Raw genomic sequence first — 20,656 nt, forward strand, 5'->3', positions numbered from 1 at the left:
GGTACGGCATGGCTCAAGGACGCGACGCCACTCCTTCTTCCTTCGCCTGGCCGCTGCGCCTGCGCCCGACCCTGGGGCTGGCGCTCAATGCCGTGCTGCTGGCGGCCTGCCTGGGCGCGGCCCTGGCCGTGATCGCCACCAGCCATCAGACCCGGGTGCAATACGCGCAGCTGCAGTCGCTCGAGCGTGAGCACCAGCAGCTGCAGACCGAGTGGAGCCAGCTGCTGCTCGAGGAGAGCGCCTGGTCCTCGCCGTCGCGCATCGAGCGGCTGGCCAGCGACCGGCTCGAGATGCGCCTGCCCGGCATCGACGAAGTCGAGGTCATCCGGCCATGAGTGCCACGCCTCGTCGCGGCAAGACGCGCCATGCCCCGTCGCCCATGGGGCAGGCCCGCTACCGGGTGATGCTGGGGCTGGTGCTGATCGGCCTGGCGTTGCTGGCCGGACGCATCGTCGACCTGCACGTCTTCGACCGCACCTTCCTGCAGGGGCAGGGCGATGCCCGGACCCTGCGCGTCGATCCCATTCCCGCCCACCGCGGCATGATCACCGATCGCCACGGCGAGCCACTGGCGATCTCCACCCCGGTGGTGACGCTGTGGGCCAACCCCCAGGATCTGCCCGACGATCGCATCCAGCGGCTGCGCCTGGCCCAGGCCCTGGGGCAGGAGCCCGAGGCCCTGAACGCGCGCATCGAGCGCTATGCCGATCGCGAGTTCATGTACCTGCGCCGCCGCATGACGCCGGTGGACGCCCAGGAGGTGCTCGACCTGCGCATCCCCGGGGTGCACAAGCGGGCCGAGTACAAGCGCTACTATCCCGCCGGTGAGGTGATCGCCCAGCTGATCGGCGTGACCAACATCGACGATCAGGGGCAGGAGGGGCTGGAGCTCGCCTATCAGTCCTACCTCTCCGGGGAGCCGGGGCGTCGCCGGGTGCTCAAGGATCGGCGCGGACGACTGGTCCGCGACCTGGAGGTGCTCCAGGAGGCCGAGCCCGGCGGCGACCTGACGCTGGCCATCGACCAGCGCCTGCAGTACATGGCCTATCGCGAGCTCAAGTCGGCGGTGGACGAGAACGACGCCGACGGCGGCGTGCTGGTGATGCTCGACGCCGATACCGGCGAGGTGCTGGCCATGGCCAACCAGCCGTCCTACAACCCCAACAATCGTGCCGGCCTCGATCCCGGCGGGTTGCGCAACCGCGCCATCGTCGACGTCTTCGAGCCCGGCTCGGTGATGAAGCCGCTGGCCATGTCGGCGTTGCTCGAGACCGGTCGGTTTCCGCCCGATACCGTGATCGACACGTCGCCGGGCTGGATGGTCATCGACGGTTACACCATCAAGGACGTCGCCAACTACGGCGAGCTCAGCCTGTCCGGCATCCTCGAGAAGTCCTCGAACATCGGCATGTCCAAGCTGACCCTGCAGCTCGACGACCCCGTGGTGCCCGAGCGCTATCGGGCGCTGGGCTTCGATCAGGTGCCGGGCACCGGCTTTCCCGGTGAGGCGGGGGGCAGCGTGCCGGCGCCTCAGGTCTGGTCCAGCAGCCAGTGGGCGGCGCTGTCCTACGGCTACGGCCTGTCGGTGTCCGCGCTGCAGCTGGCCGGGGCCTACACCGCCATCGCCAACCACGGCGAGCGCCTGCCGCCGTCTCTGTTGCGTCTCAATCGGCCGCCGGCCGGCGAGCCGGTGATCGAGCCCGACGTCGCCGACCGCGTGCTGGGTATGATGGACCGGGTGGTGGAGCCGGGCACCGGTGCCCGGCGTGCCCTGGTGCCGGGCTACAGCGTGGCCGGCAAGACCGGCACGGTGCGCAAGAGCGGCGGGGGTGGCTACGAGGAGAACGCCTACCGTTCGCTGTTCGTGGGCATCGCGCCGGTCTCCGATCCGCGCCTGATCACCGTGGTGATGATCGACCACCCTCGGGGCGACGCCTTCTACGGCGGTGCGGTGGCGGCACCGGTGTTCTCACGGGTGGCCGGCAGCGCCCTGCGGCTGCTGGACGTGCCTCCCGACCTGCTGGACGAGGATTCATGAGCGCCGCACCGTTCGCCGTTCGCCATGCGATCGTTCATCGCCCGACCGTCTATCGCCTGACCGTCTACCGAAAGGAGAGCCCATGGACGTGACCGCCGAGCGCCTGATCGAGGTCCTGATCGCCCACTGGCCCCGCCGGCGCGAGGCGCTGGCCGGGCTCGCGCTGCCCGACCGGCCGCGGCTGATCCTGGACAGCCGGGAGCTCGCCGCCGGCGACGTCTTCCTCGCCGTGCCCGGAGTATCCGTCGACGGCCGCGACTACATCGCCGTCGCCCTGGAGGCCGGCGCCGCCCTGGTGCTGGCCCATGACGACGACGCCTCGACGCTGCCGGACGACCCTCGGGTGGTGGCACTGCCACATCTGCGCACCCGGCTCGGCGAGCTGGGGCGCGACCTCTTCGACGTGCCCGAGGCGCTGGAGCTGATCGGCGTCACCGGCACCAACGGCAAGAGTTCGGTGACTCACTACATTGCTGCCCTGAGCGAACGCCTCGGTCGACCGGCCGGCATGATCGGCACCCTGGGCCACGGGCGCCCCGGCGCGCTGGTCGAGGGGCGGCTGACCACGCCGGGGCCGCTGGCGCTGCAGGCCGCCCTCGGCGAGCTCGCCGGCTCGGGCCTGGAGCGGGTGGCCATGGAGGTCTCGTCCCATGCCCTGGAGCAGCGGCGTCTCGATGCCTGCCGCTTCCGCGCCGCGGTGTTCACCAACCTGAGTCGTGACCATCTCGACTATCACGGCAGCATGGCCGCCTACGCCGCGGCCAAGGCGCGGCTGTTTCGTCGCAGCGAGCTCGCGCTGGCGGTGGTCAACGCCGACGACCCGCTGGCGCGGCTGATGCTGGCCGGGCTGGGTGAGGGCGTACGGGTGCTGGCGGTAGGCGAGGACGAGGCCGTGACCCTGCGGGTGGTGGACTGGGTGCCCCATGGCGAAGGCCAGCGCGCGCTGGTCGCCACGCCCGACGGCGAGCGCGTGTTGACGCTGCCGCTGATGGGACGCTTCAACTTGACCAACGTGCTGCTGGCCATCGCCACGCTGCACGGCCTGGGGGAGGCGATCGATGACCTGTTCGAGGCCGCCGACGGGCTCGCGCCGGTGCCCGGTCGCATGCAGGCGCTGGTCGGCGAGGGCGCGCCGACGGTGGTAATCGACTACGCCCACACCCCGGACGCCCTGGAGAATGCCCTACAGGCGCTGCGCGCCCATCTGCCCGACAGCGGCCGGCTGTGGTGCCTGTTCGGCTGCGGCGGTGACCGCGATGCCGGCAAGCGCCCGCTGATGGCCGCCGCCGCCGAGCGCCACGCCGACCGGCTGGTGATCACCGACGACAATCCCCGCTCCGAGGCGCCGGCGGCGATCCGCGAGGCGATGCTCGAGGGGCTGTCCGAGGCCGGCCGCGAGGCCGCCGAGGTGGTCGACGGCCGCGCCCGGGCGATCCGCGACGTCATCCGCGAGGCCGCCGCCGAGGATGTGATCCTGATCGCCGGCAAGGGCCACGAGGCCTATCAGGAGATCGACGGCGTCCGCCATGCTTTCTCTGATCTCGCCGAGGCCGAGGCGGCGCTGGCCGCCCGCCGAGAGGGAGAGGCATGAGCGGCGTCGGTCTCGAGACCCTGGCCGAGGTCGCAGCGGTGCTCGGCCTCGACGTGCCCGACGCCGATGTCGGCGCCGAGCTGTCGGTGGGCGAGATCGTCACCGACACCCGCCGCCTGGGCCCGGGGGCGCTGTTCGTGGCGCTGACCGGCGAACGCTTCGATGGCCATGACTTCATCGCCGCCGCCCGCGAGGCGGGGGCGGTGGCCGCGGTGGTCGAGCGTCGCGTCGACGATCCGCTGCCACAGCTCGAAGTGGCCGACGCTCGCCTGGCCCTGGGCCTGCTGGGTCGCGCCCGCCGCCGCGCCTGGGGCGGGCCGCTGGTCGCGGTGACCGGCAACAGCGGCAAGACCACGGTCAAGCAGATGCTGGCCACGCTGCTGGCCCGCCGCGGCGAGACCCTGGCCACCCGGGGCAACCTCAACAACGACATCGGCGCGCCGCTGACGCTGCTCGAGCTGGCCGCCGAGCACCGCCAGGCGGTGGTCGAGCTCGGGGCGAACCACCTGGGCGAGATCGCCTGGACGGCGAGCCTGGCCGAACCCCGGGTGGCGGTGATCACCAACGTCACCGGCGCCCACGTGGGCGAGTTCGGCGGCCTCGGGCGCATCGCCCAGGCCAAGGCCGAGATCCTGGCGTCGCTTCCTGGCGACGGGGTGGCGGTGCTCAACCGCGACGACCGCTACTTCGCCAGCTGGGCGAGCCTCGCGGCGCCGCGGGAGGTGCTGGATTTCGCCGTGGAAGGACCGGCGCGTCTGCGCGCCGAGACACTGGTTTGCGATCCGCTCGGACGCTATGCTTTCACGCTGTTTCACGATGATCGCGAACTGGGGCGCGTGCAGCTGGCGCTGCTCGGCCGCCACAACGTGGCCAATGCCCTGGCGGCGGCGGGCGCGGCGCTGGCCATGGGCCTGGCCCCGGACGACGTGCTGACCGGGCTCGAGGCCGTCGCGCCGATGCCGGGCCGGCTCAGTGCGGTGGAGGGTGTCAATGGCTCGCGCTTGCTCGACGATACCTACAACGCCAACCCCGGCGCGGTGAAGGCCGCCCTCGACCTGCTGGCCAGCCTGCCGGGACCGCACTGGTGCCTGCTGGGCGCCATGGGCGAGCTGGGCGAGGCCTCGGCGCGGCTTCACGAAGAGGTTGGCCATCACGCGCGCGAGCTTGGCATCGACTTTCTCGGCACCCTCGGCGAGGCGGCGCGGCCGGCCAGCCGCGCCTTCGGCGAGGCGGGGTGTCATTTCGACGATCGGGAGGCGCTGACGCGCCACGTCCTCCAACATCTGCCGCCAGGGGCCAGCGTGCTGGTCAAGGGCTCGCGCAGTGCCGGCATGGAGGCCGTGGTGTCGGCGCTGTGTCCGGATGCATCAAGGTAAGGCATTACATGCTGCTCTTTCTGGCTGAACTGCTGGCGCAATTCCAGAGCGCCTTTCACGTCTTCAACTATCTGACCCTGCGCATGATCCTGGGCACTCTCACCGCCCTGGTGCTGTGCCTGTGGCTCGGCCCGAAGGTGATCCGCCGGCTGGTGGAGCGCCAGATCGGCCAGGCGGTGCGTGACGACGGTCCCCAGTCGCATCTCTCGAAGGCCGGCACGCCGACCATGGGCGGCGCCATGATCCTGATGGCGATCGCCGTCAGCACCCTGCTGTGGGGCGATCTGCGCAACCACTACGTGTGGGTGGTGCTGGCCGTGACCCTGGGCTTCGGCGCCATCGGCTGGGTCGACGACTATCGCAAGGTGGTGGAGAAGAATCCCCGTGGCCTGCCGGCGCGCTGGAAGTACTTCTGGCAGTCGGTGATCGGTCTGGCCGCCGCGGTGATCCTCTACGTGACGGCCGCCTCGCCGGTGGAGACCAGCCTGATCCTGCCGCTGTTCAAGGACTTCGTGCTGCAGCTCGGGCTGTTCTACGTGGTGCTCACCTATCTGGTGATCGTCGGCAGCTCCAACGCGGTGAACCTCACCGACGGCCTGGACGGTCTGGCCATCATGCCCACCGTGCTGGTGGCCATGGGCCTGGCGGTGTTCGCCTATGCCAGCGGCAACACGGTGTTCGCCGAGTACCTGCAGATCCCGATGATTCCCGGCGCCGGCGAGCTGGCGGTGTTCTGCGCCACCATCGCCGGAGCGGGCCTGGGCTTCCTGTGGTTCAACACCTACCCGGCACAGGTGTTCATGGGCGACGTGGGAGCGCTGGCCCTGGGCGCGGCCCTGGGGGTGGTGGCGGTGATCGTGCGCCAGGAGATCGTGCTGTTCATCATGGGCGGCATCTTCGTCATGGAGACCGTCTCGGTGATCCTGCAGGTGGGCTCCTACAAGCTCACCGGGCGTCGGATCTTCCGCATGGCGCCGCTGCACCATCACTTCGAACTCAAGGGCTGGCCGGAGCCGCGGGTCATCGTGCGCTTCTGGATCATCACCGTGGTGCTGGTGCTGCTGGGCCTGGCCACCCTGAAGATCCGCTGATGCCGCATCGCTGAGGAGCCGCTGATGGTCAAGGTGCCCAAGGGCGTCACGCTGGTGGTCGGGCTCGGGGTCTCCGGGCGCGCCATCTGCCGCCACCTGCAACGCCTCGGGCGACCCTTCATGGTCGCCGACACCCGCGCCGCGCCCCCGGGGCTGGACGACTTTCGCGCCGCCCATCCGGGCGTGGCGATCCACTGCGCGGCGCTGACCGAGCTGGACATGGAGGCGGCCCGCGAGATCGTGGTCAGTCCCGGCGTCGATCCGGCAAGCCCCGGGCTCGATGCCCTGGCCGGTCGCCTCGGCGAATCCGGCGAGCCGCTCGTCGTCGGCGAGATCGCGCTGTTCGTGCGCGCGGCCCGCGCGCCCATCGCCGCCATCACCGGCGCCAACGCCAAGTCCACCGTGACCACGCTGCTCGGCGAGATGGCCGCAGAGGCCGGCCGGCGCGTGGCGGTGGGCGGCAACCTCGGCACGCCGGCGCTGGACCTGCTCGTAGAGCGGCCCGATGCCGAGCTCTATGTGCTCGAGCTGTCCAGCTTCCAGCTCGAGACCACGCCGCGGCTGGGCGCCGAGACCGCCGCCTTCCTCAATCTGTCCGAGGATCATCTGGACCGCCACGGCGACCTCGCCGGCTATCGCGCCGCCAAGCAGGCGATCTTCCGCGGCGCGCGCCACGGCGTGATCAACGCCGAGGACCCGGCCACCTGGCCGGACGCGCCGCCGCCGGCCCTCGATCGTTTCACCACGGCATCGCCCGAGGGCGAGGCGTGGGGCATCGCCGTCCACGACGACGGCAGCGGCCCACGCGACTGGCTGATGCACGGCACCGCGCCGTTGATGCCGGCCTCGGCGGTGCGCCTGCCGGGACGCCACAACCAGGCCAATGCCCTGGCGGCCCTGGCCATGGGGCATCGCCTCGGCCTGGGGATGGCCGCCATGCGCCGCGTGCTCGAGCGCTTCGCCGGCCTGCCGCATCGCGGCGAGCTGATCGCCGAGGTCGGCGGGGTGCGCTGGATCAACGATTCCAAGGGCACCAACGTGGGCGCGACCCTGGCCGCCATCGCCGGGCTCGGCCCGACGCTGTCCGGCCGCCTGATCCTGCTCGCCGGCGGGGAGGGGAAGGGCGCCGACTTCACGCCGCTGGCCACGCCGCTGGCCCGTCACGGGCGCGAGGCGATCCTGTTCGGCCGCGACGCCGAGCGCCTTGCCGCCGCGTTGGACGGCGCCGTGGCCTCGACCCGGGTCGATGACCTCGAGGCGGCCATGGCCAGGGCCGCCGAGATCGCCGCTCCCGGTGACTGCGTGCTGCTGTCCCCGGCCTGCGCCAGTCTCGACCAGTTCCCGAATTATCAGGCCCGAGGCGAGGCCTTCCGGGCCGGCGTCGAGCGCCTGGCCGAGGAGGAGCGCTCATGAGCCGCTTGGCCCGTCTTCGCGAACGGCTCTCCACCGCCGACCAGCCCTTCGACGGCTGGCTGGTGATCGCTGCTCTGGCACTGCTGCTGATCGGCTGGGTGATGGTGACCTCGGCCTCCAGCGAGGTGGCCTCGAGCCTGACCGGCAATGCCTGGTACTTCAGCCTGCGTCATGGCGCCTTCCTGCTGCTGTCGATAGCGATCGCGGCCCTGGCGCTGCGGGTGCCGCTGGCCTGGTGGAAGGCCAACGGGCCCTTGCTGCTGCTGGTCGGCATCGCCCTGCTGGTGCTGGTGCTGGTGGTCGGCCGCGAGGTCAACGGCAGCAAGCGCTGGCTGTCGCTGCCCGGCGTGCCGTTCAATCTCCAGGCTTCCGAGATCGCCAAACTGTGTCTGATCGCCTATCTGGCCGGCTATCTGGAGCGTTTTCTGCCCCAGGTGCGCCGAGAGTGGGGGGCCTTCCTGCGGCCCCTGGTGGTGCTGGGTCTGTTCGGCGGCCTGCTGATCTTCGAGCCGGACTATGGCGCCGTGGTGGTGATGACCGGTTGCGTGATGGGCATGCTGCTGATGGCCGGCGCGCCCTGGATTCGCTTCCTGCTGCTGATGGCGCTGGTGGCCGTGCTGGGCGTCGTGGTGGCGATCGCCGAGCCCTATCGCATGGCGCGCCTGACCAGCTTCGTCGACCCCTGGGCCGACCAGTTCGCCAGTGGCTACCAGCTGACCCAGGCGTTGATCGCCTTCGGTCGCGGGCAGTGGCTGGGCACCGGGCTCGGCAACAGTGTGCAGAAGCTGTTCTACCTGCCCGAGGCGCATACCGACTTCGTGTTCGCCGTGCTCGCCGAGGAGCTGGGGCTGGTGGGGGCGATCGCCGTGATCGGCCTGTTCGCGCTGCTGGTGTGGCGTGCCATGGCGGTAGGGCGGCGCGCCGAGCTGGCCGGCCTGGCCTTCGCCGCCTATGCCAGCTATGGCATCGCCCTGGTGATCGGTGCCCAGGCCTTCATCAACATCGCCGTGAGCAGCGGGATGCTGCCCACCAAGGGGCTGACCCTGCCGCTGCTGAGCTACGGCGGCTCGAGCCTGGTGGTGAGCTGCATCATGGTGGCGATGCTGCTGCGGGCCGACATCGAGACCCGCCAGGCCGTGCGCCGGGCCTCGCCGACCGCGGCTCGGGACACGGCGTCCGGGACCCGCGGTGCCGGCAAGCGCGCGGCCGCCAAGAGTGACCCTGGCAAGAGCAAAGGAACCCAAGCATGAGTCGACGCGAGGGGCGACGCGCCCTGATCATGGCCGGCGGCACCGGCGGCCACGTCATTCCGGCCCTGTCCCTGGCCCGTGCGCTGCAGGCCCGCGGGGTCGAGGTCGAGTGGCTGGGCAGCCCGCGCGGCCTCGAGAACCGTCTGGTGCCTGAGGCCGGCCTGCCGCTGCATCGCATCGCCGTGAGCGGGCTGCGAGGCAATGGCCTGGCCGGCTGGGCGATGGCGCCCTGGCGGCTGATCGGTGCGGTGCGCCAGGCCGGCCGGGTGATCCGCACCTTCGATCCCCAGCTGGTGGTGGGCCTCGGCGGTTTCGCCAGCGGCCCCGGCGGCCTGGCCGCCTGGCTGGCGCGCCGGCCGCTGGTGATCCACGAACAGAACGCCGTGGCCGGGCTCACCAACCGCGTCCTGGCACGGCTGGCGCGCGGGGTCTATGCGGCCTTCCCCCAGGCCTTCCCGGGCCGCGCCGAGGTGGTCGGCAACCCGGTGCGCAGCGACATCGCCGCCATCGGCGAGACGCCCCGCAACGCCGAGACGATGCGCGCCCGTCCGCTGCGTCTGCTGGTGGTGGGCGGCTCGCTGGGCGCGCTGGCGCTCAACCGGGGCATGCCCGAGGCGCTGGCCCGGCTGCCCGAGGCCGAGCGCCCCGAGGTGCGGCATCAGGCCGGCCGCGACAAGGACGCGGCGACCCGCGAGGCGTATGCGGGGCAGGGCGTGGCCGCCGAGGTGACCGCCTTTATCGATGACATGGCCGAGGCCTACGACTGGGCCGATCTGGTGGTCTGCCGGGCCGGGGCCCTGACCGTGGCGGAGCTGGCGGCGGCGGCCAAGCCGGCGCTGTTCGTGCCCTTCCCGCACGCGGTGGACGATCACCAGACCGCCAACGCCGCGGCCCTGGTGGCCCAGGGGGCCGCCGCCCTGATGCCGCAATCCGAGATGACTGCGGCGACGCTGGCCGACCGGCTGGCGGCGCTGCTCGACCCCGACACGCTTGCCACCATGGCCGCCGAGGCGCGAGGCTGTGCCCATCTCGACGCCGTGGAACGGCTGGTGGCCGGTTGTATGGAGACTGCTTTTGAGTGACCAGACCCTAGGGCCGGTACCCGGCCAAGCCACGCCTCCCCGCCTCGGGCGCGGGCTGGGCATGCGCCGTATCCGGCGCATCCACTTCGTCGGCATCGGCGGTGCGGGCATGTGCGGCATCGCCGAGGTGCTGGCCAACGAGGGCTACGACGTCAGCGGCAGCGACCTCCGGGTCTCGCCGGTGGTCAACCGCCTGCAGGCCTGTGGCGTGCGCGTGGCGATTGGTCATGCCGAGGACAATGCGCGCGATGCCGACGTGGTGGTCGTCTCCACGGCGGTGGATCCGGCCAATCCCGAGGTGCGCTGGGCCCAGGAGCATCGCGTGCCGGTGGTGCGCCGCGCCGAGATGCTGGCCGAGCTGATGCGCTTCCGTCATGGCATTGCCGTGGCGGGCACTCATGGCAAGACCACCACCACCAGCCTCACCGCCACCCTGCTGGGCGAGGGCGGGCTGGACCCGACCTTCGTGATCGGCGGCAAGCTCACCAGCGCCGGCACCAACGCGCGGCTGGGGGAGGGGGACTACCTGGTGGCCGAGGCCGACGAGTCCGATGCCTCCTTCCTGCACCTGCAGCCGATGGTGGCCATCGTCACCAATGTCGACGCCGACCACATGGCGACCTACGGCGGCGACTTCGAGCGCCTCAAGGACACCTTCGTCGAGTTCCTGCACAACCTGCCGTTCTACGGGCTGGCCGTGCTGTGCATCGATGACGCCAACGTGCGTGGGTTGCTCGAGCGGGTCAGTCGCCAGTTCGTGACCTACGGCTTCAGCGACGACGCCGACTACGGCATCGAGGACTTCGCTCAGTCGGCCGGCGAGGTGCGCTTCACCGCCCGGCGGCCCGACGGGCTGGCGCCGCTGCCGGTGCGCCTGGCCATGCCGGGGCGCCATAACGCCCTGAACGCCCTGGCCGCCATTGCCGTGGCCAGCGACGCCGGCGTCGACGACGACGCCATCCTGCGCGGGCTGGCGAGTTTCGCCGGGGTCGGTCGGCGCTTCCAGGTGCACGGCCATTTCCCGGCCCCGGCCGGTGACGGCGAGGTGATGCTGGTCGACGACTACGGCCACCATCCCCGCGAGGTGGAGATGGTCATCCAGGCGGTGCGCGATGGCTGGCCCGACCGCCGCCTGGTGATGGCCTACCAGCCGCACCGCTACTCGCGTACCCGGGACCTCTACGAGGATTTCGTGCGCGTGCTGGCGGGGGTCGATACGCTGCTGCTGCTTGACGTCTACGCGGCCGGCGAGACGCCGCTGCCCGGCGCCGACGGGCGCAGCCTGGCGGGCTCGATTCGCCAGCGCGGCGAGGTCGATCCGATCTTCGTCCAGGACAAGGCCGAACTGCCGGGACTGCTGGCCAAGGTGCTGCGCCCCGGTGACATCCTGATCACCCAGGGCGCCGGTGACGTGGGCGGCATCGCCCAGCGACTGGCCGACGCCCGTCTGGCGCTCGACGAGGTGACGCTATGACGACCGACGTGACCGGCCCGGGCCGGGTGGTGGTGCTTTACGGTGGGGACTCCGCCGAGCGCGAGGTCTCGCTGAAGAGCGGCGCGGCGGTGCTGGCCTCGCTCGAACGCAGCGGCGTCCAGGCGGTCGGCTTCGATCCCGCCGAGCAGGGCGGGCTGGCCGGGCTCGAGGCGCTGAGGCCGGACGTCGTCTTCATCGCCCTGCACGGGCGCGGCGGCGAGGACGGCACCCTGCAGGGCGCCCTCGAGCTGCTGGGCATCCCCTACACGGGCAGCGGGGTGATGGCCTCGGCGCTGGGGATGGACAAGCAGCGCACCAAGCTGGTCTGGCAGGCCCTGGGGCTGCCGACGCCGCAGAGCGAGATGCTCGGTCCCGACGCCGACTGGGCGGCGGTGGCGGAGCGTCTGGGGCTGCCGCTGATCGTCAAGCCGGTTCACGAGGGCTCGACGCTGGGCATCACCATCGTCGAGAGTCCCGAGGCCCTGGAGGCGGCCTATCGCGACGCCGCGCGCTTCGATGCCCGGGTGATGGCGGAGCGCTTCGTGCGCGGCGAGGAGTACACGGTGACGTTGCTGGGCGACAGTGCGCTGCCGGCGATCCGCGTCGAGGTGCCGAACGGCTTCTACGACTACGAGGCCAAGTACCTTTCCGACGAGACGCTCTACCACCTGCCCTGCGGCCTGCCGGCCGGCGACGAGGCGCGGCTCGCCGAGCTGAGCCGCGATGCCTTCGCCGCTATTGGTTGTGCGGGGTGGGGGCGCGTCGACGTGATGCGCGACGCCGAAGGGCGTTTCTGGTTGCTCGAGGTCAACACCGTGCCGGGCATGACCGATCACAGCCTGGTGCCTCAGGCCGCCGCTCACGCGGGTATCGACTTCGATGCGCTGGTGCGGCGCATCCTCGACACCGCCGGGCGGACCTGAGGCCATGGCGCGTCGCGGAGGCCTGATCGGCGTTCTGCTGCTGCTGCTGGTGCTGGGCGCCGGCGGCCGCGCGCTGTGGCTGTGGCTCGACCGGCCCGTGGAGCGTGTCTCGATCCGCGGCGACCTGGAGTACGCCAGCGCCGACTACCTGAGGAGCAAGCTGGCGCCGCTGGTGCGGGGCCAGACCTGGCTGTCGGCGGATATCGGCGAGCTTCGCGAGCAGGCTCGTGACATCGGCTGGCTGAGCGAGGTGCGCATTCGTCGCGAATGGCCCTACGCCCTGGTGTTCGAGCTGGTCGAACAGGTGCCGGTGGCGCGCTGGAACGACGATCGGCTGCTCAATCCGGCCGGGGATCCCTTCGCCTTCGCTCCGCTGGCGGCGCCGGAAGGGCTGGTGAACCTGGCCGGTCCGGCCGGCAGCGGGCCGGAGGTGCTGGCCTATCACGACACCCTGGGCGCCCGCCTGGCCGAGCATGGGCTGGGGCTGCGCCAGCTGCGGCTTGAGGATCGTGGTGCCTGGCGGCTGCAGACCGACGACGGCATCTGGGTGATGCTGGGCCGCAGCAATCGCGAGGCGCGTCTGGCGCGCTTCCTGGCGGCCTGGGATCGGGAGCTCGATGGCCTGGCGTCGCATATCCGCTACATCGACCTGCGCTATCCGAATGGCGTCTCGGTCGCCTGGCACGGTGAAAGCGAGCCGGACGAGGAAGACGGCGCTAAGGAAAGTTGAAGGCGATTCGCGAAACACACGCGATGAATGGAAGGGCCTCTCGGGTGTTCCTTTTGAGGAAAAATCGCCGTATCGTGACGGATGTTTTTCGCTCTGGGCTGGTGGAGCACGGGAACTTGTTCCTATAATTGGCCCAGGTTTTTCTATTGTTAATGCTTAATTTCCCCAAGCGGGTCAGCTCGAGGAGATTCCCCGACTCATGTCAGGTCCATCCAATGCGTCCAATATGGTAGTCGGGCTGGATATCGGAACGTCCAAGGTCGTGGCGATCGTGGGTCAACCCACCGACGATGGCGGCATCGAGATTGCCGGCATCGGCTCGCATCCCTCTCGCGGGATGAAGAAGGGCGTGGTGATCAACATCGAGTCCACGGTGCAATCCATCCAGCGCGCCGTGGAAGAGGCCGAGTTGATGGCCGGCTGCGACATCCACTCCGTGTACGTGGGGATCGCCGGCAGTCATATCAGCTCGATGAACTCCGATGGCGTGGTCGCCATCAAGGAGCGTGAGGTCGCGCCTGCCGATATCGAGCGCGTCATCGATTCGGCACGCGCCCGCGCCATCTCCGAAGGCCAGCGTGTGCTGCATGTGCTGCCCCAGGAGTTCGCCATCGACACTCAGGGCGGCATTCGCGAACCCCTCGGCATGTCCGGGGTGCGCCTGGAAGCCCGGGTACACCTGGTGACGGCGGCACTCAATGCGGTGCAGAACATCGAGAAGTGCGTGCGTCGCTGCGGCCTCGACGTGGACGCGATCATCCTCGAGCAGCTGGCCTCCAGCCATGCGGTGCTCACCGAGGACGAGCGCGAGCTCGGCGTCTGCATGGTCGACATCGGTGGCGGCACGACGGATATCGCGGTGTTCACCGAGGGGGCCATCCGCCATACCGCGGTGATTCCCATCGCCGGCGATCAGGTCACCAACGACATCGCCATGGCGCTGCGCACGCCGACCCAGCACGCCGAGGAAATCAAGGTCAAGTACGCCTGTGCGCTGACCCAGATGGCCGCCAGCGACGAGATGATCAAGGTGCCTAGCGTCGGCGATCGACCGGCCCGGGACCTGTCCCGCCAGTCGCTGGCCGAGGTGGTCGAGCCGCGCTACGAGGAACTGTTCACTCTGGTGCGCGACGAACTGCGACGCAGTGGCTTCGAGGATCTGGTCGCCGCCGGCATCGTGCTGACAGGCGGAACCTCGCGCATGGAAGGGGTGGTCGAGCTGGCCGAGGAAATCTTTCACATGCCGGTGAGAATCGCCTGTCCGCAGAACGTGCGGGGGCTCGCCGATGTGGTACGCAATCCGATTTATTCGACGGGGGTCGGTTTGCTACATTACGCTCTAAACGAGGCCCGTCAGGGGCACGGCCAACAAGAGACGTCGGGCAGTGGCATGTCGGCGCAGCCGAGGCGCGGAGACGCCTCCCGGCGCGGAGCAGGGGAAGGGATTCCGGCGCTGGTAAAGCTCAAGGGCTGGTTCAAAGGAAATTTCTGACAGGGCCGCGATCGCGGTCCAGGAGACGGGGCTAATGTTCGAACTGGTAGACAGTGCACCCTCAAGCAGTGCAGTCATCAAGGTCATCGGTGTCGGCGGTGGGGGCGGCAATGCCGTCAACCACATGGTCGAAAGCAGCATCGAAGGTGTCGAGTTCATCTGCGCCAATACCGATGCCCAGGCGCTCAAGCGGGTGGCGGCCAAGACCGTTCTCCAGCTCGGCAGCGAGATCACCAAGGGGCTGGGCGCCGGCGCCAATCCGGAAGTGGGCCGCCAGGCCGCCATGGAGGATCGCGAGCGCATCGCCGAGCTTCTCCACGGGGCCGACATGGTCTTCATCACCGCCGGCATGGGCGGTGGTACCGGTACCGGCGGTGCGCCGGTGGTCGCGCAGGTGGCCAAGGAGCTCGGCATCCTGACCGTGGCCGTGGTCACGCGTCCCTTCCCCTTCGAGGGCCCCAAGCGCATGCGCTCGGCCGAGGAGGGCATGAAGGAGCTCTCCGAGCACGTCGACTCGTTGATCACCATTCCCAACGAGAAGCTGCTCTCGGTGCTCGGCAAGAGCGCCAGCCTGCTCACCGCCTTCAGCGCCGCCAATGACGTGCTGCTGGGGGCGGTGCAGGGCATCGCCGAGCTGATCACCAGCCCCGGCATCATCAACGTCGACTTCGCCGACGTGCGCACCGTGATGTCCGAGATGGGCATGGCGATGATGGGCACCGGTGGGGCCACCGGCGAGAATCGCGCCCGCGAGGCCGCCGAGAAGGCGATCCGCAGCCCGCTGCTCGAGGACATCGACCTGCACGGTGCGCGTGGCATCCTGGTCAACATCACCGCCGGCCCGGACCTGTCGATCGGCGAGTTCAACGACGTCGGTGCCACCGTCCAGGAGTTCGCCTCCCAGGACGCCACCATCGTGGTGGGCACTTCCATCGACATGGAGATGACCGACGAGCTGCGCGTGACCGTGGTGGCCGCCGGTCTCGACGGTCAGCGTCAGCCGGCCGCGGCCAGCCAGGGCGCGCGTCGCGAGGCGGCCGGCGGTGGCGACTATCGCCAGCGTCAGCCGGCAGCCGCCAGCCGTCCTCAGCAGCAGGCCCCGGCCCCGGGCCGTGGCTCCGCCGCCGCGGCATCCAAGCCCGAGTCCCAGGAGGCGTCACGTCCCCAGCAGGAGCCGCGCAAGTCCCAGGAGCTCGACGACTACCTGGACATCCCGGCCTTCCTGCGTCGCCAGGCCGATTGAGCGCCGCTATCGTTTGCATAGACACGCCAAACGCACGTTGTTTTTGTTGAAACGTGCGTTTGGTGTTATAGTGAACGGTGTTTGATAACCACCGAGCCTGGCGACTGCCCATGATCAGACAACGCACACTCAAGAATGTCATCCGCGCCACCGGCGTCGGCCTCCACTCCGGCAAGAAGGTCTACCTGACCCTGCGGCCGGCGCCGGTCGATACCGGGATCGTGTTCGTGCGCACCGACCTGGACCCCGAGGTCCAGATTCCGGCCAGCGCCGACAGCGTGACCGACACCACGCTGTGCACCGCCCTGTCCAAGGACGGCGTCAAGGTCGCCACCGTCGAGCACCTGATGTCGGCCCTGGCCGGCCTCGGCATCGACAATGCCTACGTGGATGTCAGCGCCCCCGAAGTGCCGATCATGGACGGCAGCGCCGGCCCCTTCGTGTTCCTGATCCAGTCCGCCGGTATCGCCGAGCAGAACGCCGCCAAGAAGTTCATCCGCATCAAGCGTGAAGTGGTGGTGCGCGACGGCGAGAAGGAGGCGATCTTCCTGCCTCACCAGGGCTTCAAGGTCTCCTTTGCCATCGACTTCGATCATCCGGTGTTCGAGGCCCAGAAGCAGAGCGCCGAGGTCGACTTCTCGACCACTTCCTTCGTCAAGGAAGTGTCCCGGGCGCGCACCTTCGGCTTCATGCGCGATCTCGAGTACCTGCGCTCCAACAACCTGGCGCTGGGCGGCAGTCTCGACAACGCCATCGTGGTCGACGACTACCGGATCGTGAACGAGGGTGGTCTGCGTTACGACGACGAGTTCGTCAAGCACAAGGTGCTGGACGCCATCGGTGACCTCTACCAGCTGGGCCACAGCCTGATCGGCGAGTTCCGCGGGGTGAAGTCCGGCCACGCGTTGAACAACCAGCTGTGCCGCGCGCTGATGGAAAACCAGGATGCCTGGGAGATCGTCACCTTCGAGGAAGAGACTGCCAAGGCGCCGATTTCCTATGCCGCGCCGGCCATGGCCTGACGCCTCTCCGCGGTCGACGAGGTCGCATGAGCCCGATATGCCCGCTCGATGGTGAGGGGCTCGATGGTTGAGGCTCGATCACAAGCTCGGTAGAAGAAAGGCCCGCCAGTTCCTGGCGGGCCTTTCTCGTGGCCGGGAGGGTGTGGTGCGTCAGGGGTCGCGTTCCGCGTGGGAGGCGAGGCGTTCCAGGGCGCGCTTGAGCGTCGGGTCCTCGACGTCGGCGGCGCAGCTCGAGAGCTCGTCGGCGGCGTGCGCAGGCAGGTGGCGTGTCTGGCGTGGCGGCACCTTGGCCGGGCGTACCGGGCGGACCTTGAAGTCGAAGCCGGTCACCGCGGCGAAGCCCGGGAGTTCGTGAAGCAGCGACAGCAGGCGCGACTGCTCGTAGCGCAGCCGGGTCAGCCACACGGCGCGGTCGGTGATGACCGTCAATCGCCCCTGGTGGAAGCCGCCCACGAACAGATGCTCGCCGAGTTCGCTCGGCAGGTGGTCGCGCAGATGCTGCTGGGCCTGTTCGATCAGTCGGGCCCGCCGCATCAGGTTACCCAGCTCACCGCGGCCGTTCAGCACCTGGGACATGGGCTGGGCTCGCCACCGCTTAACCTTTATACTCATCAGCTTGATTCTCGGGTCCGGCCCGGGTGGGGAATCGTCGACCGTGTCGTCGACGGCCTTGGAACGCATGAGCCTAGCACAGGCACGGGAGTCCCTCGACAGCATGGACAGCCTTACCGCGGAGACAGGTCCGTCAGCGCCCGCCGAGCATGCCTCGGTGGAGCGCCGTCCGTCGGGCCGCCGGACGCCGCGCTGGTGGCTGGCCGGCCTGCTGGTCGGTTGCCTGCTGCCGGCGGGGCTGTCGCCGCTAGGGGCGGCGACGCCGGTCGAGCGCGTGATCCAGGTCTGCATTCTGGCGCCGGCGCTGATCCGGGCCAGCTCTCGCCTCCAGGCACGCCGGCGCGCCCGGCGCCGCTGGCCGGTCCGCCCCCTTCCTCGCCGTGCCGGCCGGCTCGCGCTGCGCCTGCCCAGCGTCGCGCCTCGGCAGCGGGCCGTGGCGGCGCATGATGTCCTGACCCGCCGCGGGCCGCCGCGGGTGCTTCTCGCCTGAACGACGAGCGGCCGGGAGTGCGTCCCGGCCTTGAGCACCCCAGCGATGGACCCTTCATGATCAACAACCTGTTACGCAAGGTCGTCGGTTCCAAGAACGACCGCGAAGTGAAGCGCATGGGCCGCACCGTGGCCCGCATCAATGCCCTCGAGAAGGATCTCGAGACCCTCGACGGCGCCCCGCTCCAGGCGCGCACCGCCGATTTCCGCGAGCGCCTGGACGGCGGCGAGTCCGTCGACAGCCTGATGCCCGAGGCCTTCGCCACCGTACGCGAGGCCAGCAAGCGGGTGATGGGCATGCGTCACTTCGATGTCCAGATGATCGGCGGCATCACCCTGAACGGCGGCCGCATCGCCGAGATGAAGACCGGCGAGGGCAAGACCCTGGTCGCGACCCTGGCCGTCTACCTCAACGCCCTGCCCGGCAAGGGCGTGCACGTGGTCACGGTCAACGACTACCTGGCGCGCCGCGACGCCGACTGGATGCGCCCCCTCTACGAATTCCTGGGCCTGACCGTCGGCACCATCTATGCCGGCCAGACCCCCGAGGAGAAGCGTGAGGCCTACGGCTGCGACATCACCTACGGCACCAACAACGAGTTCGGCTTCGACTACCTGCGCGACAACATGGCCTTCTCGCTGGAGGACAAGGTTCAGCGCGGGCTGCACTACGCCATCGTCGACGAGGTGGATTCCATCCTGATCGACGAGGCGCGCACGCCGCTGATCATCTCCGGTGCCGTGGACGAGAACACCGAGCTGTACAAGGTCGTCGACCGGCTGGCGATCCACCTGGCGCCCTGCACCGATGAAGAGGACCCGGAGAGCGGTGACTTCACCCTCGACGAGAAGCAGAAGCAGGTCGAGCTCACCGAGGGTGGCCATCACAGGGTCGAGCAGCTGATGCGCGACGAGGGCCTGCTCGGCGAGGAGGATTCCCTCTACGCCGCTCAGAACCTCAACCTGCTCCAGCACATGCATTCGGCGCTACGCGCCCGCCATCTCTACCAGCGTGACGTCGACTACATCATCAGCGACGGCCAGGTGGTCATCGTCGACGAGCATACCGGTCGCTCCATGCCGGGTCGGCGCTGGTCCGAGGGCCTGCACCAGGCGGTCGAGGCCAAGGAGGGGGTGACCGTCCAGCGCGAGAGTCAGACGCTGGCCTCCACGACCTTCCAGAACTACTTCCGCCTCTACGACAAGCTGTCCGGCATGACCGGTACCGCCGATACCGAGGCCTTCGAGTTCCGCCAGATCTATGGCCTGGACGTGGTGGTGATTCCCACCAACCGGCCGCTGGCGCGCAAGGACCAGAACGACCTGGTATATCTCAGCGCCGAGGAGAAGTTCGAGGCCATCATCGAGGACGTCAAGGTCCAGACCGAGGCCGGTCGCCCGGTGCTGGTGGGTACCGCCTCCATCGAGACCTCCGAGTACCTGGCCGAGCTGATGAAGCGGGCGGGCATCCGCTTCAACGTGCTCAACGCCAAGCAGCACCAGAGCGAGGCGCAGATCATCGCCCAGGCCGGTCGTCCCGGGGCCATCACCATCGCCACCAACATGGCCGGCCGTGGTACCGACATCGTGCTGGGCGGCAACTGGGAGGCCGAGGCCGCACAGCTCGAGTCGCCGAGCGAGGCCCAGATCGAGCGCCTCAAGGCCGAATGGCAGGAGCGTCACGAGGCGGTGCTCGCGGCCGGCGGCCTGCACGTGATCGGCTCCGAGCGCCACGAGTCGCGGCGCATCGACAACCAGCTGCGCGGCCGTTCCGGCCGCCAGGGCGACCCGGGCTCGACGCGCTTCTTCCTGTCGCTGGAAGACAACCTGATGCGGCTGTTCGGCTCCGAGCGCGTGCAGAAGCTGATGCAGGCCCTAGGCCTGGAGCGCGGCGAGGCGATCGAGCACAAGATGGTCTCCAACGCCGTGGAGCGCGCCCAGAAGAAGGTCGAGGGTCGCAACTTCGACATTCGCAAGCAGCTGCTCGAGTACGATGACGTGGCCAACGATCAGCGCCGGGTCATCTACGAGCAGCGCAACGAGATCCTGGCCGCCGACGACGTCTCCGAGAACGTCATCGGCATCCGCGCCGAGGTGCTCGACGAGGCGATCAGCGAGTTCGTGCCGCCCCAGAGTCTGCCCGAGCAGTGGGACCTGGCCGGCCTGGAAGATCACCTCAAGACCGAGTTCAACCTCGAGGCGCCGGTGCAGCAGTGGGCCGAGGAAGACCAGCGCTTCCATGAGGAGCAGCTGCGCGAGCGTCTCCACGAGATGCATCGCCAGGCCTACGACGAGAAGGTCGAGATCGCCGGTGCCGAGCTGATGCGTCGCTTCGAGAAGCAGGTCATGCTGCAGGTGCTGGACACCCGCTGGAAGGAACACCTGCAGTCCATGGACCACCTGCGCCGGGGCATCCACCTGCGTGGCTACGCCCAGAAGAACCCCAAGCAGGAGTACAAGCGCGAGTCCTTCGAGCTGTTCCAGACGCTGCTGACCAACATCAAGTCCGACGTCACGCGTATCCTCAGCCACGTCAAGGTGCGTCAGCCGGAAGAGGTCGAGGCCCTGGAACGTCAGCGGCGCGAGTCGCTGGAGCGCGAGAAGGCGGCCGCGGCCAGCCGCCACGACGCGCCCGAGGGGGCCGAGGCGGACACCGAGCAGGCCGCCGCCGCGGCGCCGGCCGGAGAGGCCCGCCCCCAGCGCCGCGAGGGCCCCAAGGTCGGACGCAACGACCCGTGCCCCTGCGGTTCGGGCAAGAAGTTCAAGCAGTGCTGCGGCAAGCTGAGCTGAGCTGATCGGTCGGGGGCCGGGCGAGCGTGCCGCGCCGGCC

17 protein-coding genes are annotated in these 20,656 nt (G+C 69.6%); 16 read left to right on the forward strand and 1 reads right to left on the reverse strand.

Annotation, left to right across the window (positions count from 1 at the left end; genetic code table 11):
- Nucleotides 1-8 precede the first annotated feature (8 nt).
- The 14 genes from ftsL (at nt 9) to lpxC (ending at nt 16,725) form a co-directional block, all read left to right on the forward strand.
- The gene (gene ftsL / locus UN84_RS05530) at nt 9-335 is read left to right on the forward strand and encodes a cell division protein FtsL (protein ID WP_046079755.1); all 327 of its coding nucleotides are present in this window, start codon (nt 9-11) and stop codon (nt 333-335) included.
- Complete coding sequence (locus UN84_RS05535; RefSeq protein WP_107182405.1) at nt 332-2,038, forward strand: peptidoglycan D,D-transpeptidase FtsI family protein; 1,707 nt, start codon at nt 332-334, stop codon at nt 2,036-2,038. The genes ftsL and UN84_RS05535 overlap by 4 nt, the downstream gene beginning before the upstream one ends.
- Nucleotides 2,039-2,120: 82 nt before the next feature.
- The gene (locus UN84_RS05540; protein WP_052719380.1) at nt 2,121-3,629 is read left to right on the forward strand and encodes a UDP-N-acetylmuramoyl-L-alanyl-D-glutamate--2,6-diaminopimelate ligase; all 1,509 of its coding nucleotides are present in this window, start codon (nt 2,121-2,123) and stop codon (nt 3,627-3,629) included.
- On the forward strand, nt 3,626-5,005 hold the full coding sequence (locus tag UN84_RS05545) for a UDP-N-acetylmuramoyl-tripeptide--D-alanyl-D-alanine ligase (RefSeq protein ID WP_046079752.1): 1,380 nt from the start codon (nt 3,626-3,628) through the stop codon (nt 5,003-5,005). The genes UN84_RS05540 and UN84_RS05545 overlap by 4 nt, the downstream gene beginning before the upstream one ends.
- Nucleotides 5,006-5,013: 8 nt before the next feature.
- Nucleotides 5,014-6,096, forward strand: a complete 1,083-nt coding sequence (gene mraY / locus UN84_RS05550) for a phospho-N-acetylmuramoyl-pentapeptide-transferase (protein WP_035592476.1) — start codon at nt 5,014-5,016, stop codon at nt 6,094-6,096.
- Between the two features lie 24 nt (nt 6,097-6,120).
- On the forward strand, nt 6,121-7,509 hold the full coding sequence (gene murD / locus UN84_RS05555; protein ID WP_107182403.1) for a UDP-N-acetylmuramoyl-L-alanine--D-glutamate ligase: 1,389 nt from the start codon (nt 6,121-6,123) through the stop codon (nt 7,507-7,509).
- Entirely contained in the window at nt 7,506-8,759 is a 1,254-nt protein-coding gene (gene ftsW, locus UN84_RS05560) for a putative lipid II flippase FtsW (RefSeq protein WP_046079749.1), read from the forward strand. The genes murD and ftsW overlap by 4 nt, the downstream gene beginning before the upstream one ends.
- Nucleotides 8,756-9,841 carry an undecaprenyldiphospho-muramoylpentapeptide beta-N-acetylglucosaminyltransferase gene (murG, locus tag UN84_RS05565; RefSeq protein ID WP_046079748.1) on the forward strand — a complete coding sequence of 362 codons (1,086 nt, stop codon included), beginning with the start codon at nt 8,756-8,758 and terminating at the stop codon, nt 9,839-9,841. Before ftsW ends, murG begins: the two co-directional genes overlap by 4 nt.
- Before the next feature lie 61 nt (nt 9,842-9,902).
- Nucleotides 9,903-11,315 carry a UDP-N-acetylmuramate--L-alanine ligase gene (gene murC, locus UN84_RS05570; protein ID WP_046079747.1) on the forward strand — a complete coding sequence of 471 codons (1,413 nt, stop codon included), beginning with the start codon at nt 9,903-9,905 and terminating at the stop codon, nt 11,313-11,315.
- Entirely contained in the window at nt 11,312-12,238 is a 927-nt protein-coding gene (locus UN84_RS05575) for a D-alanine--D-alanine ligase (protein WP_046079746.1), read from the forward strand. Before murC ends, UN84_RS05575 begins: the two co-directional genes overlap by 4 nt.
- 4 nt (nt 12,239-12,242) lie before the next feature.
- Nucleotides 12,243-12,968 (forward strand): cell division protein FtsQ/DivIB, encoded by a 726-nt coding sequence (locus UN84_RS05580; RefSeq protein ID WP_046079745.1) that lies wholly within the window; start codon nt 12,243-12,245, stop codon nt 12,966-12,968.
- Nucleotides 12,969-13,167: 199 nt separating this feature from the next.
- Nucleotides 13,168-14,460, forward strand: a complete 1,293-nt coding sequence (gene ftsA / locus UN84_RS05585; RefSeq protein ID WP_035592493.1) for a cell division protein FtsA — start codon at nt 13,168-13,170, stop codon at nt 14,458-14,460.
- A gap of 34 nt (nt 14,461-14,494) precedes the next feature.
- Nucleotides 14,495-15,703: a cell division protein FtsZ gene (gene ftsZ, locus UN84_RS05590; protein ID WP_035592495.1), complete on the forward strand. Its 1,209-nt coding sequence runs from the start codon at nt 14,495-14,497 to the stop codon at nt 15,701-15,703.
- A gap of 110 nt (nt 15,704-15,813) precedes the next feature.
- Entirely contained in the window at nt 15,814-16,725 is a 912-nt protein-coding gene (gene lpxC, locus UN84_RS05595) for a UDP-3-O-acyl-N-acetylglucosamine deacetylase (protein WP_046079744.1), read from the forward strand.
- 150 nt (nt 16,726-16,875) lie between these two features.
- Here lpxC and UN84_RS05600 read toward each other — a convergent pair whose 3' ends face one another.
- Nucleotides 16,876-17,301: a DUF721 domain-containing protein gene (locus UN84_RS05600; protein ID WP_081945697.1), complete on the reverse strand. Its 426-nt coding sequence runs from the start codon at nt 17,299-17,301 to the stop codon at nt 16,876-16,878.
- Nucleotides 17,302-17,404: 103 nt separating this feature from the next.
- Between UN84_RS05600 and UN84_RS05605 the strand changes: the two genes are divergently transcribed.
- Nucleotides 17,405-17,827 (forward strand): hypothetical protein, encoded by a 423-nt coding sequence (locus UN84_RS05605; protein WP_237022364.1) that lies wholly within the window; start codon nt 17,405-17,407, stop codon nt 17,825-17,827.
- Between the two features lie 56 nt (nt 17,828-17,883).
- A complete protein-coding gene (secA, locus tag UN84_RS05610) occupies nt 17,884-20,616 on the forward strand; it encodes a preprotein translocase subunit SecA (RefSeq protein WP_046079743.1) in 2,733 nt (910 codons plus the stop codon).
- Nucleotides 20,617-20,656 lie beyond the last annotated feature (40 nt).

This window comes from Halomonas sp. HG01, assembly GCF_000968715.2.
Taxonomy (GTDB): domain Bacteria; phylum Pseudomonadota; class Gammaproteobacteria; order Pseudomonadales; family Halomonadaceae; genus Halomonas; species Halomonas halophila.